10 protein-coding genes and 1 riboswitch are annotated in these 14392 nt (G+C 72.1%); of the genes, 4 read left to right on the top strand and 6 right to left on the bottom strand.

Translation table 11 applies throughout. The annotated features are described in order from the left end of the window. The first annotated feature begins 369 nt into the window (after positions 1–369). Complete coding sequence (locus RKD20_RS17415) at positions 370–723, top strand: hypothetical protein (RefSeq protein ID WP_424878537.1); 354 nt, start codon at positions 370–372, stop codon at positions 721–723. On the opposite strand, the gene RKD20_RS17410 is transcribed toward RKD20_RS17415, so the two are convergent. Together RKD20_RS17410 and RKD20_RS17405 are read right to left on the bottom strand one after the other, a co-directional pair. Continuing rightward, complete coding sequence (locus RKD20_RS17410) at positions 701–1684, bottom strand: tellurite resistance/C4-dicarboxylate transporter family protein (RefSeq protein ID WP_424878536.1); 984 nt, start codon at positions 1682–1684, stop codon at positions 701–703. The two genes, RKD20_RS17415 and RKD20_RS17410, sit on opposite strands and share 23 nt — an antisense overlap. Positions 1685–1808: 124 nt before the next feature. Beyond that, the gene (locus RKD20_RS17405; protein WP_424878535.1) at positions 1809–2954 is read right to left on the bottom strand and encodes an NlpC/P60 family protein; all 1146 of its coding nucleotides are present in this window, start codon (positions 2952–2954) and stop codon (positions 1809–1811) included. 7 nt (positions 2955–2961) lie between these two features. Further along, a riboswitch (cyclic di-AMP (ydaO/yuaA leader) is annotated at positions 2962–3131 on the bottom strand. Positions 3132–3583: 452 nt separating this feature from the next. On the opposite strand from RKD20_RS17405, the gene pcrA reads away from it, so the two are divergent. Next, positions 3584–6064: a DNA helicase PcrA gene (gene pcrA / locus RKD20_RS17400; RefSeq protein WP_424878534.1), complete on the top strand. Its 2481-nt coding sequence runs from the start codon at positions 3584–3586 to the stop codon at positions 6062–6064. A 25-nt stretch (positions 6065–6089) separates the two neighbouring features. On the opposite strand, the gene RKD20_RS17395 is transcribed toward pcrA, so the two are convergent. Both RKD20_RS17395 and RKD20_RS17390 read right to left on the bottom strand, forming a co-directional pair. After that, positions 6090–7616 (bottom strand): M23 family metallopeptidase, encoded by a 1527-nt coding sequence (locus tag RKD20_RS17395; RefSeq protein ID WP_424883245.1) that lies wholly within the window; start codon positions 7614–7616, stop codon positions 6090–6092. 292 nt (positions 7617–7908) lie between these two features. Next, the gene (locus tag RKD20_RS17390) at positions 7909–8778 is read right to left on the bottom strand and encodes an esterase/lipase family protein (protein ID WP_424878533.1); all 870 of its coding nucleotides are present in this window, start codon (positions 8776–8778) and stop codon (positions 7909–7911) included. 562 nt (positions 8779–9340) lie between these two features. Here RKD20_RS17390 and RKD20_RS17385 point away from each other — a divergent pair. Further along, positions 9341–9757, top strand: coding sequence for a cobalamin B12-binding domain-containing protein (locus RKD20_RS17385; RefSeq protein ID WP_424878532.1), 417 nt, complete (start codon positions 9341–9343; stop codon positions 9755–9757). Positions 9758–9854: 97 nt separating this feature from the next. Here the strand turns inward: RKD20_RS17385 and RKD20_RS17380 are convergent, their stop codons facing one another. Continuing rightward, the gene (locus RKD20_RS17380; RefSeq protein ID WP_424878531.1) at positions 9855–11468 is read right to left on the bottom strand and encodes a DUF5691 domain-containing protein; all 1614 of its coding nucleotides are present in this window, start codon (positions 11466–11468) and stop codon (positions 9855–9857) included. 41 nt (positions 11469–11509) lie between these two features. Next, the gene (locus RKD20_RS17375) at positions 11510–12865 is read right to left on the bottom strand and encodes an SWIM zinc finger family protein (protein ID WP_424878530.1); all 1356 of its coding nucleotides are present in this window, start codon (positions 12863–12865) and stop codon (positions 11510–11512) included. 156 nt (positions 12866–13021) lie between these two features. On the opposite strand from RKD20_RS17375, the gene RKD20_RS17370 reads away from it, so the two are divergent. Then, on the top strand, positions 13022–14152 hold the full coding sequence (locus RKD20_RS17370) for an ATP-binding protein (RefSeq protein ID WP_359422911.1): 1131 nt from the start codon (positions 13022–13024) through the stop codon (positions 14150–14152). The last annotated feature ends 240 nt before the right edge of the window (positions 14153–14392 follow it).

Here is a 14392-nt window from a genome sequence, read left to right as displayed (position 1 = left end):
GGGCGGTGTGCGCGTCCGGCGACGGCCTGCACAGGGGGAGCGGGCCGCCGCCGGACCTTCTCGGCGGTGGTGGCCGACTGCCGCCCCTGGCCCGGGCGGCGGTGGGGAGCCGGTCACCTGGTGGAGGACGCTAAACCTGACCGTGTCCGGGAGGTGACGGGTTGTGCGGAACTGCCGTCAGGGGACCGCCGGGTGATCGAAGGTGACCGTGCTGCCGGGGTGCCGCCGTCGACTTCGCGAGGGGCGCTGACCGAACTCGGGATTCCGGGACCCGTGACGGGCGGGGAGTGCTATGGGGCGCATATATGCAAGATCTGCTCCAGGGGCCGGTGCGAGCGTCCCCAGGGCCCCGGAATAGGCTCCGGCCTCATGGACGTACTCATCCATCTCTTCGTCGGCCTGCACATCATCGGCATCGCCTCGCTGCTCGGCGGCTTCCTCACCCAGATGAAGGCGATGGGCCGGGGCACCGCCCGCTTCGTCCCCGCGATGCTGCACGGCGCCGCGACCATGCTGGTCACCGGGATGATCCTGGTCGGCCTCAACCAGGCCGACGACCAGCACGTCAACAACATCAAGATCGGCGTGAAGCTGGCCCTGCTGATCGTGATCCTCGGCCTCGTCTACGTGAAGCGGGACGACGAGACGGTGGACAAGCGCCTGTTCGGCCTGGTCGGCGCGCTGACCACGGCCAACGTCTTCATCGCGGTGCTGTGGACCTGACGGCGGCGAGGGCGGAGCCGACCGCCCCCGCGGCGACGGCCGGCCAGGCCGCCACCGAGATCCACAGCAGCACCTCACCCGGCGTCCGGAGCCACGGCACGTCCATGACGGCGGAGACCGAGAGGGTCGCGACCGCCGTCATCCCCATGGGGAACACGGTGGCCCAGCGGCGCACGTCGTAGCGCGGCCGCGGCCGTACGCACTCGGCCGCCAGCAGGACGGCGTACCAGGCCAGGGAGAGCACCAGCAGGGCCACGGTCACCGCGCGCAGGACGCCGCGGTCGTCGTCGTTCCACAGGTACAGGCGCGGGCTGTCGGCGGCGAGGAGTCCCGAGCCGGCGAGCGCCGAGATCGCGAGCGCGCCGCCCGCGATCCACTGGTCGCCCGGTCCCTCCAGCACCTGGCGCAGATCGAAGCGGTAGAGCGCGACGGCGTAGAGGACCAGGCCGAGCCAGAACAACGTGAGCGCCGTGTGCGCGAGCCATGCCGCCGAATCGGCCGCGGCGAGCGTGGCGCACAGGACCGCGAGGCCCTGGGTGGCCACACAGCACAGGAACACCCCGCCGCGCATCTTCCGCTTCCAGTGCCGCACGACGAGCACCGTCAGCACCGGCCACAGCAGCGCGGACAGCGCCAGCAGCGCCTCGGCGAGGGTCTGCCGGCCCAGCGCGGAGAATCGGATGCCGAGCACGGTGGTCGCCGCCACGGCCGTCAGGCCGCCCGGTGTCCCGGCGTCCGCGGCCCAGCGCGCGCGCTCCCTCAGCAGTCCTGCGGCGAACTCGGCGGCCAGCCCCAGCCAGGCCGCGCAGCCGATCACCAGGGCGATCCGCGACAGCGTCTCGTGGCCGGCCAGATGGAGCCCGACCGACAGGATGCCGGTCGCCATCACCGCGGCCCCGGCCGCGGGCGGGCGCCGCGTCCACCAGGCGCGCAGGGGGGAGTGGGGGGAGGGAGCGGGCATGGGTCGATGCTAGGAAGCTCCCCGCGCCGTGCGAGCGGGGCGCGCACGCGCGGGCGGGGAAATGCACGCGAGTGCGGGCCCCGAGCGACCGGCCGAAGAGCCCTGGTCCTCGGAGCCCGAGCCCTCAGGCCGGGCGGACCACGCTGTGGATCCCCGACTCGCCGTCGTAGTAGATCGACTCCTCACGGACGTACGCGCCCGGCTTGGGGGCGTGGATCATCATGCCGTTGCCGATGTAGAGACCCACGTGGCTGATGTCGTCGTAGAAGAAGACCAGGTCACCGGGCTGCGCGTCGGCCAGGGAGACCGTGGTGCCGGCGTTGACCTGGTCGTAGGTGACACGGGGGAGGTCGACGCCGGCGGCCTTCCAGGCGGCCTGGGTGAGCCCTGAGCAGTCGTAGGAGTCGGGGCCGGTGGCACCCCAGACGTACGGCTTGCCGACCTGCGCGCGGGCGAAGGCGAGGGCCTTGGCGGCCTTGGTGGCGTACGAGGAGTCGGGCGCCGTCGATGTGCTCTCCTGCGGGGCGGTGGCCTCCTGCGCGGCTCCTTGTGCGGCCTTCTCCGCTGCCGCCTGCTGCCGCGCCAGCTCCGCCGCCTTGCGGGCCGCCTCCTGCTGCTTGCGCTGCTCGATCGCCGCGAGACGCGCCTTCTCCTGGGCGGTCAGCTCCGACAGCAGCTCGCGCGCGTCGGCGAGCTTCTTCTGGACGGTCGCCTTGGCGGTCTTCAGGTCGCTCTGCGTCTCGGTGAGCGTCTGAAGGCTCTGGGAGGCCTCCTGGCGCTTCTTCATCGTCGTGGACTGCTCGGAGACGTAGTCGTCGACGGCGCCCTTCTGGCGGCTCGTCAAGCGGCCCATCAGCTGGGTCTGGTCGAAGTAGTCCTGCGGGGTGTCGGCGAGCAGGAAGGTGGCCGTGCCGGGCGCGGCGGCGCCGGTGCGGTACTGGGCGGCGGCGAAGGAACCGAGTTCCTCCCGTGCCTCGTTGAGCTTCTGGGTGCGCCGGGCGACGTCCTCCAGGAGCGTGTCCACCTGCTTGCGCTGCGTGGTGGTCTTCTCCTTGGCGGCGTTGTAGTTGTCGGTCGCCGACTCGGCCTGGCGGTAGAGGTCGTCGACCTTCTTCTCGACCTCTTCGAGACTCGGCTTGTCATCGGCCGGCGCGGCGTTCGCCGACTGGGACAGCAAGGCCACGGAGGTGAGGGCGGCCGTCGCGAGGGCCGGGGTCCGTATGCCTGCTACGCGCGTACCGACGGGACGCGACTTGCGGTGCGACGCCAAGGAGGCGACTCCTTCCCGTGCTCCGCCTACCGGGTTAGCTGTCGGGTTCGGGCGAGGTGCTTCGGAAGGTTTGCCCTACGGCCCTTCCCTGCGTGGGAGTCGGCCGATTCACCCCGGGTTCGGTGGGTCCCCGGCTCCGGGCGCGCGGCGGCGCTGCGGACTCGGCGGAGGCCGTGCGGCCCGGCGAGGTTCGCCGGAGGGGGTCGTACGGCCTGTCCGGAACGGTAGCCAACCGGTGTGGCCCGTGTGAAGGTTGATGTTCGATATGCCCGATACATTTTCGTGACCTTCGTCCCCAGGGGCCGCCTCGCATGACCAACCTGGGGTGTTCTGTGATGATTTGGGTCTGTTTCCTTCGGGGGTGACGGGTAACGGGTAAGGCGGAGCGGGGCGGCCGTGCCGTGGTGACCAAGGTCTCGCGGGGCGAGCGCACCAACCTGCGGGTGCCGTTCCCGGCGGGCGTCGCCGTCGGCCCTGCGGCGGCCGGACCCGCGTCTCGGCCCGGTCGGTCGCGGACAGCGGCCGGGGGCGCCGGAGGGCAGGTCCGGAAGATCATCGGCCGCTGATACCGGTGGATGTTCTCAGGGCGGCGGCGGTGTGTCAGTGGGGCACCCTAGACTCGGAGAGCGATGAGCAGCCTCTTTGACGACAGCTTCCTGGCGGACCTCCAGGCCCCTCGGGCCCACGGGGAAGAACCGCCGCCGCCCGAGGACGAGCACGTACCGGAGCAGGTTCCGGACGACCTGTTCGGCGGGAAGTTCGACGTGCCCCCGGACCGGGACGCCTACTACCGCGACGGCGCCCCGCGCCCGGTGGTGGACCCGGCCGCCCTCCTGGAGGGGCTGAACGAGAACCAGCGCGCGGCCGTCGTGCACTCCGGCACCCCGCTGCTCATCGTGGCCGGTGCCGGCTCCGGCAAGACCCGGGTGCTCACCCACCGCATCGCCCACCTCCTCGGCGAGCGCAATGTCCACCCGGGCCAGATCCTCGCGATCACCTTCACCAACAAGGCCGCGGGCGAGATGAAGGAGCGCGTCGAGCAGCTCGTCGGCCCGCGCGCGAACGCGATGTGGGTGATGACCTTCCACAGCGCGTGCGTGCGGATCCTGCGCAGGGAGTCGAAGAGGCTCGGGTTCACCTCCTCCTTCTCGATCTACGACGCCGCCGACTCCAAGCGCCTCATGGCGCTGGTCTGCCGCGACCTGGACCTCGACCCCAAGCGGTACCCGCCGAAGTCCTTCAGCGCCAAGATCAGCAACCTGAAGAACGAGCTGATCGACGAGGAGGACTTCGCCGCCCAGGCCACGGACGGCTTCGAGAAGACCCTCGCCCAGGCCTACGCCATGTACCAGTCGCGCCTGCGCGAGGCGAACGCCCTCGACTTCGACGACCTGATCATGACGACGGTCAACCTGCTCCGGGCGTTCCCCGATGTCTCCGAGCACTACCGCCGCCGCTTCAGGCATGTCCTCGTCGACGAGTACCAGGACACCAACCACGCGCAGTACGCCCTGGTCAGGGAGCTGGTCGGGACCTCCGAGCACCCCGTGGACGTACCGCCGAGCGAGCACGACCTGCCGCCCGCCGAGCTCTGTGTCGTCGGTGACGCCGACCAGTCGATCTACGCCTTCCGCGGCGCGACCATCCGCAACATCCTCCAGTTCGAGGAGGACTACCCGGACGCGACGACGATCCTCCTGGAGCAGAACTACCGCTCCACCCAGACGATCCTCACCGCCGCCAACGCCGTCATCGAGCGCAACGAGTCCCGGCGCCCCAAGAACCTGTGGACCAACGCGGGCGCGGGCGCGCGCATCATCGGCTATGTCGCCGACACCGAGCACGACGAGGCGCAGTTCGTCGCCGACGAGATAGACCGCCTCACGGACGCGGGCGACGCGAAGGCCGGCGATGTCGCCGTCTTCTACCGCACCAACGCACAGTCCCGTGTCTTCGAAGAGGTCTTCATCCGCGTCGGCCTGCCCTACAAGGTCGTCGGCGGCGTCCGCTTCTACGAGCGCAAGGAGGTCCGGGACGTCCTGGCCTACCTGCGCGTCCTCGCCAACCCCGAGGACTCCGTGCCCCTGCGGCGCATCCTGAACGTCCCCAAGCGGGGCATCGGCGACCGCGCCGAGGCGATGATCGACGCCCTGTCCCAGCGCGAGAAGATCAGCTTCCCGCAGGCACTCAAGCGCGTCGACGAGGCGTACGGCATGGCCGCGCGCTCCACCAACGCCGTGAAGCGGTTCAACGTCCTGATGGAGGAGCTCCGCACGATCGTCGAGTCCGGCGCGGGCCCGGCGACCGTCGTGGAAGCCGTCCTCGAACGCACCGGCTATCTCGCCGAGTTGCAGGCCTCCACCGACCCGCAGGACGAGACCCGCATCGAGAACCTCCAGGAACTCGCCGCCGTGGCCCTGGAGTTCGAGCAGGAGTCCGGCGAGGACGAGGCGTCCGGCTCGCTCTCCGACTTCCTGGAGCGGGTCGCGCTCGTGGCCGACTCCGACCAGATCCCCGACGAGGACGAGGACGGCTCCGGGGTCATCACCCTGATGACCCTGCACACCGCCAAGGGCCTGGAGTTCCCGGTCGTCTTCCTCACCGGCATGGAGGACGGCGTCTTCCCGCACATGCGCGCCCTCGGCCAGGCCAAGGAGCTGGAGGAGGAGCGGCGGCTGGCGTACGTCGGCATCACGCGCGCGCGTGAGCGGCTGTATCTGACCCGGTCCTCCCTGCGCAGCGCGTGGGGGCAGCCGTCGTACAACCCGCCCTCCCGCTTCCTGGAGGAGATCCCGGCGCAGCACGTCGACTGGAAGCGCACGGGGGCGGTCGGTGCTCCGGCGGGGCCGGTCTCGGGGGTCGCCGCGTCGCTGTCCTCGTCGCGGTCCCGCTCCTCGGCGTCGGGCGCGTCCGGCTTCGCGACGCGCAGGAGCGCGGATAAGCCGGTGGTGTCCCTGGCCGTCGGCGACCGGGTCACCCACGACCAGTTCGGTCTGGGCACGGTGGTCGGGGTGAAGGGCACCGGCGCGAACGCCGAGGCGACGATCGACTTCGGGGAAGCGAAGCCGAAGCGGCTGCTGCTGCGGTACGCGCCGGTGGAGAAGCTGTAGCTCCGAGGGGGCTGGGCCCGAGGGGTTACGTCGGGTCCAGCCCGTGGCTGCGCAGCCACGGCAGCGGGTCTATGGCCGAACCGCCCGCCGGGTGCACCTCAAGGTGCAGGTGGGGGCCGGTCGAGTTGCCGGAGTTGCCGGAGTAGGCGATCGGGGTGCCGGCCTTGACCGTGGTACCGGAGGCGACGCGGTAGCTGGAGAGGTGGCAGTACCACGTCTCCGTGCCGTCCTTCGCCGTCACGACCATCATGTTGCCGTACGCGCTGTTCCACTGCGTCCGCACGGTGCCGTCGGTCACGGCCATCACCGTCGTGCCGTACGACACCGGGAAGTCGATGCCGGTGTGGACGGACATCCAGTTGACGCCGGCCTGGCCGAAGTAGGCGCTGAGTCCCCGCTGTGCGACCGGAAGCGCGAACTTCGGGCGCAGCCGCTCCTTGCGGGCCGCCTCCTCCGCCGCCTTCCTCTTCTCGGCCACCTGCTGGGCCTTGAGGTCGATGCGTTCCTGCGTACGGCTGGCCCGGTCGGCGAAGTCGTCGGCACCGGCCGCAAGGCTCTCGAGCTGGGTGTCCAGCTTGTTGTTGGCGACGGCCGGCTGGACGGCGGTGTCCGCGAGGGTTGTCGCGGTGTCCTGGTCGTCGCCGGTCAGCGTGCCGACCGAGGCGGCGGCGATCCCGGCGACACCCATGACGCACGCCGAGGGCACGGCGATCGTCAGCAGCGCGGAGCGCTTGGCGGGCATACGGCGGCGGGAGCGGTTGGCGTTGCGCGCGGCGACACGGGAGCCCGGGGCGGGGGCCGTGGTCGGAGCGGTCTCTTCCTGGTCGTCCAGGAGCGGGGCGTCGGCGTCGTGCACCGCGGGCATCTCGCCGGTGGCGGTGGCATCCGTGGTGGCGCTCGGCTCGTCGTCGTGCGAGGTGTGTTCGGCGTAGGTGCCGCCGTAAGGATTCGCCTCGCCGTACGCGTGTGTCTCGTCGTAGGTGTGTGTCTCGTCGTACCCGGCCTGCTCGAAGGCGGCCGTCGGCTGCGGCTCGGCCGCCGTGCCGTCGGAGTTCCACTGCGTGGCGTCGTAAGCCCCGGTGTCGAAGGTCTGCGTGCCCCATTCCCAATGCTGGGTCTGGTCGGCCTGGCCCGCGGACCGGTCCGCCTGGTGCCAGGAGCTCGCGTCCCACTGGCCGCTGTGCTCGGGGCTGCCGGCCTGCGGCGGGATCGCGGCGAGCTGCTGCTCGGCGCCCCACTGGCTGGCGTCGTACGCGCCGGTGTCGTAGGCGGCGTGGTGCTGGGCCGCGTACATGTCGTAGTTCAGGGTCTGGTGACCGCCCGTGGTCCACGTCGAGGCGTCGTACGAACCCGTGGCGTCGACCGGCATGTCGCCGAAGAGCGGGTCGGCCGCGAAGGTGCCGGTGGCCTGCGCGCAGGTCGCTCCCGTGGCGTCGAAACCAGTGGCGTCGTAGCCGCCGTACGGGGTGAAGTCGCCGTACTGGGCTTCCTGGGTGCCGTACGACGCGTAGTGCGACGAGTCGGCGTCGGAGGCCGGAGCCGGGGTGGTCATGGTCCCCGACGGGTGACGGTCGTTCACCAACTTCTCTTTCGCCTCGACAACAGGGGCTGCCAGAGCAGTGCGGCGACTGTACCCGGCGGTATGCGGGCGCGACAATCTTCAACTGGTTTTAGGCGCGCAGGAAACGGGCATTCGGCTGTCTTTCGGGGGACTGCGGGCGGGACTTTGGCTCTGTGTTCGAAGATTGTTCGATGTCGATCCGGGGTCCGGTGCCTGTCGGCGGGCTGTCGCAGGCCTGTGGGGCGAGCTGGGGGCGGCCCGCGTCCGGCGGTCGATACGACCGTTACGCCACGGTCAGTCCGCTCGCGCGGTCGGCCGTCTCCTCCCCGGGCCGCGCGGTGTCGAGCACCTGCCGTATGCCGGTCGCGACCGCGGGGTGCACGGGCAGGGCGAGATGTCCGATCCCGCTCACCCGGACGTTCTGTGCCATCAGGTCCTCATGGTCGATGCAGGCGGCCTCCATCGGGTCCATCACATGGTCGAGGTCGCTCCAGAAGCTGACGAAGTGCGTACGGCAGCCCGGGGCCGGCTGAGTGAGCTCTTCGAGCACCTCCGAGCCGGGGCGCATCTGGCGCACGATCGGGTGCGCGTTCGCCAGGGGCGCCACCCGGGTGCCGGAGTGCGGGGTGCCGAGCGTCACCAGCGTGCGGACCCGGGAGTCACCGCCCAGTCGCTGCACGTAGTACCGCGCGATCAGACCCCCGAGGCTGTGCCCGACCACGTCGACCCGCTCGCTGCCCGTGCGCTCGCAGATCCCCTCTATGTGCCGGCCGAGCAGCTCCGCCGCGGCGCGGATGTCGCAGGTCAGCGGGGAGTAGTTGAGCGATTCGATCTGCTGCCTGCCGTGCTGGGCGAGGCTGCGGCGCAGGAGCACGAAGACCGAACGGTTGTCGATGAAGCCGTGCAGCAGGACGACCGGGGGCTTGGCCTCCGTCGGCAGTTGCGCGGCGCCGTTCTCCGGTGAGGGGAGCGGGGGCAGGGGGGAGCGGCGCTCCTGGGTGATGCCGGACGGGTAGAGCAGGAGATGTCCCGCGAGGATCGCGATCTCGAGCGCGGTCGCCTTCAGGAGGGCCAGGGAGACTCCCGCCAGCCTGGCGGGAAGCAGTCGCTGGCAGAGCGGAAGAAAGGGCAGCGCCGCCCTGGTGACCTTCATGGCCGACCTCCTGTCGGCACACGGGAGGACTGCTCCGTCCCCCGTGTGCGCTCATGGGCAGTCGCGGCGAAGGTCGTCGTCGACACCGGCGTGGCGCGAGAGGGGCATGGAGGGTGGGTGCGGCGGTCGGCGCTCGGTTCCGGGACCGCCGATGCGGTCGGCGGAGCTGACGGAACCGGTGGTGCGGGCGACGCCGACGGTACCGGTTGCTGTGCCGGCCGTATCGGTGGTGCCGGTGGTGCTTGTGGTGCTGGTGTTGCGCCGGTGACGTGAGGAGTCGCCCTGTCGGTGTGGCGACGAGGCTCCCCGCTGTCGTGCCTTACCCGTCCTGCGTGCCCTTCGTGCCGTCGCCGGCGCGCCGCGCCACCGTGACGCGCGGCCTGCGGCGCGGCGGTGCGGCGACCTCGTTGCGGCTCCCGAACGTGTCCCACCATGAGATTTCCCCCTCGGTCACCACTGGAAACTGCATCGTGCGAGATGGTGGCGATAGCGTTCGTTCACATTCCCGGCCTGTGCGGTACTAGTCGGTAGGAATGGACGCAGTCGCTTCATGGAGGCAGTGATGGGTGTGTCAGCCGGTCCGATCCGCGTAGTGGTGGCCAAGCCGGGGCTCGACGGCCATGATCGCGGAGCCAAGGTGATCGCGAGGGCCCTGCGCGACGCGGGGATGGAGGTCATCTACACCGGCCTCCACCAGACTCCCGAGCAGATCGTCGACACGGCGATCCAGGAGGACGCCGACGCGATCGGACTCTCCATCCTCTCCGGCGCCCACAACACCTTGTTCGCCGCGGTGATCGACCTGCTCAAGGAGCGGGAAGCCGAGGACATCCTGGTGTTCGGCGGCGGGATCATCCCGGAGGCGGACATCCCTCCGCTGAAGGAGAAGGGGGTCGCCGAGATCTTCACGCCGGGGGCGACGACTCAGTCGATCGTGGACTGGGTCCGGGAGAACGTACGGCAACCGGCTGGCGCGTAGGACCCGCTTGCCGGATCCCGGGGGCGGGCCGGTCGGGGCGGCGGGAGCGCACCGGCTCTCGTGGCGCGGCAGATTTTCCTCCCCCTGCGGCGAACGTCTACGTGCCCTCCAGCTCCTCCGCCATCGCCGCCCGCAACCGCAAGGTCGTCACCAGCCGCTGGAACGCCTCGGCCCAGTAACCCCCCGCCCCGGGACTCGCGTCCTCCCCTTCGTCCGGCACCGCCATCAGCCCCTCCAGCCGCCCCGCCTCGGCCGGATCGAGACACCGCTCCGCCAGCCCCATCACCCCACTGAAGCTCCACGGATAACTCCCCGCGTCCCGAGCGATGTTGAGCGCGTCGACCGCCGCCCGCCCGAGCGGCGCGGCCCACGGCACCCCGCACACCCCCAGCAGCTGGAACGCCTCGGACAACCCATGTGTCGCGATGAACCCGGCGACCCACTCGGCCCGTTCGGCGGAGCCCAGCGTGGCCAGCAGCTTGGCCCGCTCCGCCAGCGACACCGCCCCCGGCCCCCCGGCCTCCGGTGCCGCGGGCGTCCCGAGCAGCGCCCGCGCCCATCCGGCGTCCTGCTGCCGTACGGCGGCCCGGCACCATGCCGCGTGCAGGTCGTTCCGCCAGTCGTCCGCCACCGGCAGCGCCAGGATCTCCGCGGGCGTCCGCCCGCCGAGCCGCCCCGGCCACCCGCCCAGCGGCGCGGCCTCCACCAGTTGCCCGAACCACCAGGATCGTTCCCCCCGGCCGGAGGGCGCCTTCGGTACGACGCCGTCGCGCTCCATGCCCGAGTCGCACTCGTGCGGCGCCTCGACGACGATCGTCGGCGTGTCCCGCGTGTGGTCGACGGCCACGCACGCCCCGGCCCTGACCGCCATCCGTGCCGCCAGCGCCGAATCCGGCAGTGCGGACAGCAACTCCGCGGCCGTCGCCCGTACGTTGCGGCTCCGGTCGGCCAGTGCCTGCTCCAGGAACGGCTCGTCGTCCGGCCCCAGCCCCGTGCGCAGCGAGTCGAGGAACATCAGCCGGTCCTCGGCCCGCTCGGTCGCCCAGGTCGTCGCGAGCAGTTCACGTGCGGCGGCGGGATCCCGGGCCCGTATCGCCGCCAGGAGCGCGACTCGCTCGGCGAACAGGCCCTCCTCCCACAGCAGTCGGACTCCCGCGGTGTCCTGCGGCAGCGCGGCGCCGCCACCGGGTGTCGCCCGCAGGGCGAACCGCCAGTCCGGGTTCAGCCGGGCGAGCCAGGTGGCCCGCGAGCCCGCGAACGCGAGCGCCGCCGGCCGCAGATCCGTACGCCCCCGGGCCGCGTCCAGCAGCGCGGGCAGCAGCTGCGGGGGCGCCGCGTAACCGTGGGTGTTCGCCGCCGCGAGCCACTGCGGGAGCAGTTCCATCAGATCCGGTGCGGTACCCCTGCGGCCGCCGCCCGTGCCCGGCCGGTCGGCGAGCAGCATCGCGAGCCGGCGCGCCGCTGCCGCGGGCAGCTCGGGGCGCGGGTCCTCGGGCGCCGGCTGCGGCCGCTGCACGGCGCGCGCGGGCCGTAGCCCGGCCCGCCGCCGTACCGTCTCCACGGCCGCCGCGTCCAGCAACGCCACCGGCGCCTCGGGACCGGACTCGATGCCGGGTGGCGTGCGGCGCGCGGTGCCGAGCAGGGCCGAGGTGACGAGCTCCTCCCAGGCGTCCGGCGCGGAGGTCGTGTCCCTCGCGGAGGTCCTGTCCATGCGGTTCCTTTCCGTCCGGTCGGGTGCTGAGTCGATTCCGTTCAGCACAGTCGCACCGCCTCGCCCGCGCCCTCCGGCCACGCCGTCAGCGGGGTGAAGCCGCGGTGGCCGCACTCGCCGAAGACCTTCACCGGGGCCCCGCCCGAGAGCGCGACCAGGCGCCACAGGCCCGGACGGGAGCGGGCGGAGGCGCTGAGCGGCAGGGCCGAGTCGCCCTCCGCGTCGGCCAGTTGCCAGGAGTCCCCGTCCGGGGCCGGTATCACCCGGTCCAGGGTCACGGGGACGGAGTCCAGCCACGGGTCGTCGCGCAGTGCCTCGCCGTAGCGAGCGGCCGCCTGCTCCGTCGTCACCCCCGGCGGGCGGGCCACCGACGGCGCGGGCGGTGCGAACCGCTCGCCGAGCGCCGCCCGCAGCTGACCGTTACCGGGATAGGGGGACACCTCCGCCTCCAGCTCAAGACCCACCGGCAGCGCCAGTTCGGGGGCGCGGCCGGCCGCGCCGTAGGAAAGGAGCAGTGCCGTGCGGCCCGAGTCCGTGCCGTGCAGCCAGATCCGGCGGGTCGTCAGACGGGAGTCCACCGTGTCGTACTGGGCGAGGACCAGCCAGCGGTCCCGTATGGCGGGGCCGTCCGCCGAGGCGGGCAGGCCGATCCGGGAGCGGACCGTCGACGCGAGGCCGTCCGGCAGCCGCTCGCGGCGCAGCCAGCCCTGGTCGAGGAGATGGATGAGCGCGCACTCCTCCAGCAGCCGCACCGGCCAGCCCGGACCGGACGACGGGATCGACCCCAACTCCCGCACCCGGGACGCCAGTCCCGGCGCCTGTGCGTCGACCATGCGCGCGGCCGTCTCCTCCCACATGCCGTATCCCGCCTGCTCCGCTCCCGCCAGACCACCGCGCAGCAGATCCGCCAGCCGCTGCTCCAGCTCCGTCGCGCCCGCCGTGATCCGCACGGCCCGGCGCTCCGCCCTGCGCCGGGCCGCCTCCGGATCACCGGCCCCTGAGGCGGCACCGGCCGCGTCCGTCGCCCGCTTCTCCTGCGCCCGCTGCCGCCTCCCCTCTAGCCACTGCTCCGCCCAGTCCGGCGCCGGTCCCGGCGGCACCGCACCCTCCCCACCGGCCCAGAGCAGCAGCAGCCCGAGCGCGTGCTTGCACGGGAACTTGCGGCTCGGGCAACTGCACTTGTACGCCGGACCTGCGACGTCCGCGATGTCGATGACCGTCTGATACGGCTTGCTGCCACTGCCCTTGCACAGCCCCCACACCGTCCCCTCGTCGGAACTGCCCGCCTCGGACCACGGCCCGGCCGCGCCGAGTTTGCTTCCCGCTTTGCGTGAAGCGGCGTCAGGAGCCAGTGCCAGCACCTGATCCGCCGTCCAGCGCACCCCCTGCTGAGTCATGTCTTCGACGGTAGATCCCCCCACTGACAATCGGCCCCGGACCGACCGCCGCTGCGGCCCCGTGAGCGCGTTTGCGCAGGTCGGATCGCATTGTCAGTGGCGTGGTGCACGGTTGGTGACAGATCCGAACCGGCCGAGCTGGAGGGGGCCTCAGCCATGTCTGTGTCCGTTGAACCGACGACCGTGGAACCGAAGCGGGGAGAACCGGCCGAGGCGTTGCGGCCGCATGCCGAGGAAGCCTTCGCCGGTGAGCTCGCCGCGCTGGCCGCGCAGGACGACCGGCCGCGCCCGGCCCGCTGGAAGCTGTCGCCGTGGGCGGTGGCGACGTACCTCCTCGGCGGCACCCTGCCGGACGGCACGGTGATCACCCCGAAGTACGTGGGCCCGCGGCGCCTCGTCGAGGTCGCCGTCACCACCCTCGCCACCGACCGCGCCCTGCTTCTCCTTGGCGTGCCCGGCACCGCGAAGACCTGGGTCTCCGAGCACCTGGCCGCGGCGGTCAGCGGAGACTCGACGCTGCTCGTGCAGGGCACGGCCGGCACACCGGAGGAGGCGATCCGGTACGGCTGGAACTACGCGCAACTGCTCGCCAACGGCCCGAGCCGCGACGCCCTCGTGCCCAGCCCGGTGATGCGGGCCATGGCGGAGGGGATGACGGCGCGGGTGGAGGAGCTGACCCGTATCCCGGCCGACGTGCAGGACACGCTGATCACGATCCTGTCCGAGAAGACGCTGCCGATACCGGAGCTGGGCTCGGAGGTGCAGGCGGTCCGCGGCTTCAACCTCATCGCCACGGCCAACGACCGCGATCGCGGGGTCAACGACCTCTCCAGCGCCCTGCGCCGCCGTTTCAACACGGTCGTGCTGCCGCTGCCGGAGAGCGTCGAGGCCGAGGTCGACATCGTCTCGCGCCGCGTCGACCAGATCGGCCGCTCCCTCGACCTGCCGGCCGCGCCCGACGGCATCGCCGAGATCCGCCGTGTCGTGACGGTCTTCCGGGAGCTGCGCGACGGGGTGACGTCCGACGGCCGTACGAAGCTCAAGTCACCCAGCGGCACGCTGTCGACGGCCGAGGCCATCTCCGTCGTCACCGGCGGTCTCGCCCTCGCCGCCCACTTCGGCGACGGCGTCCTGCGGGCGGGAGACGTCGCCGCGGGCATCCTCGGCGCCGTCGTCCGCGATCCGGCGGCCGACCGGGTCGTCTGGCAGGAGTACCTGGAGGCGGTCGTTCGCGAGCGCGACGGCTGGAAGGACTTCTACCGGGCCTGCCGGGAGGTGAGTGCGTGAACGACGGCCCGGGGCACTCGCGGGTGGTTTCGAGGAGGGCCGTTCAAGGGTGCGGAGACGGCGGAGACAAGGGGACGGTCGTGACTGGTGTGGAGCGGGGCGGCGGCAACGGGACCGGGTGGGGCGGCCGGGACGACTCCAAGTGGCCACGGAGGGGAGGGGGTCGGCGTGACGGGCGTGGGTGAGGGCGAGAGCGGAGCGGCGAGCGGTTCCACAGGGGCCGGGGGCGAGGGGGCGACC

It is taken from the genome of Streptomyces sp. SLBN-8D4, from assembly GCF_049739545.1.
Lineage (GTDB): Bacteria > Actinomycetota > Actinomycetes > Streptomycetales > Streptomycetaceae > Streptomyces > Streptomyces canus_C.
This window is presented reverse-complemented; position numbering and strand designations above follow the sequence as displayed.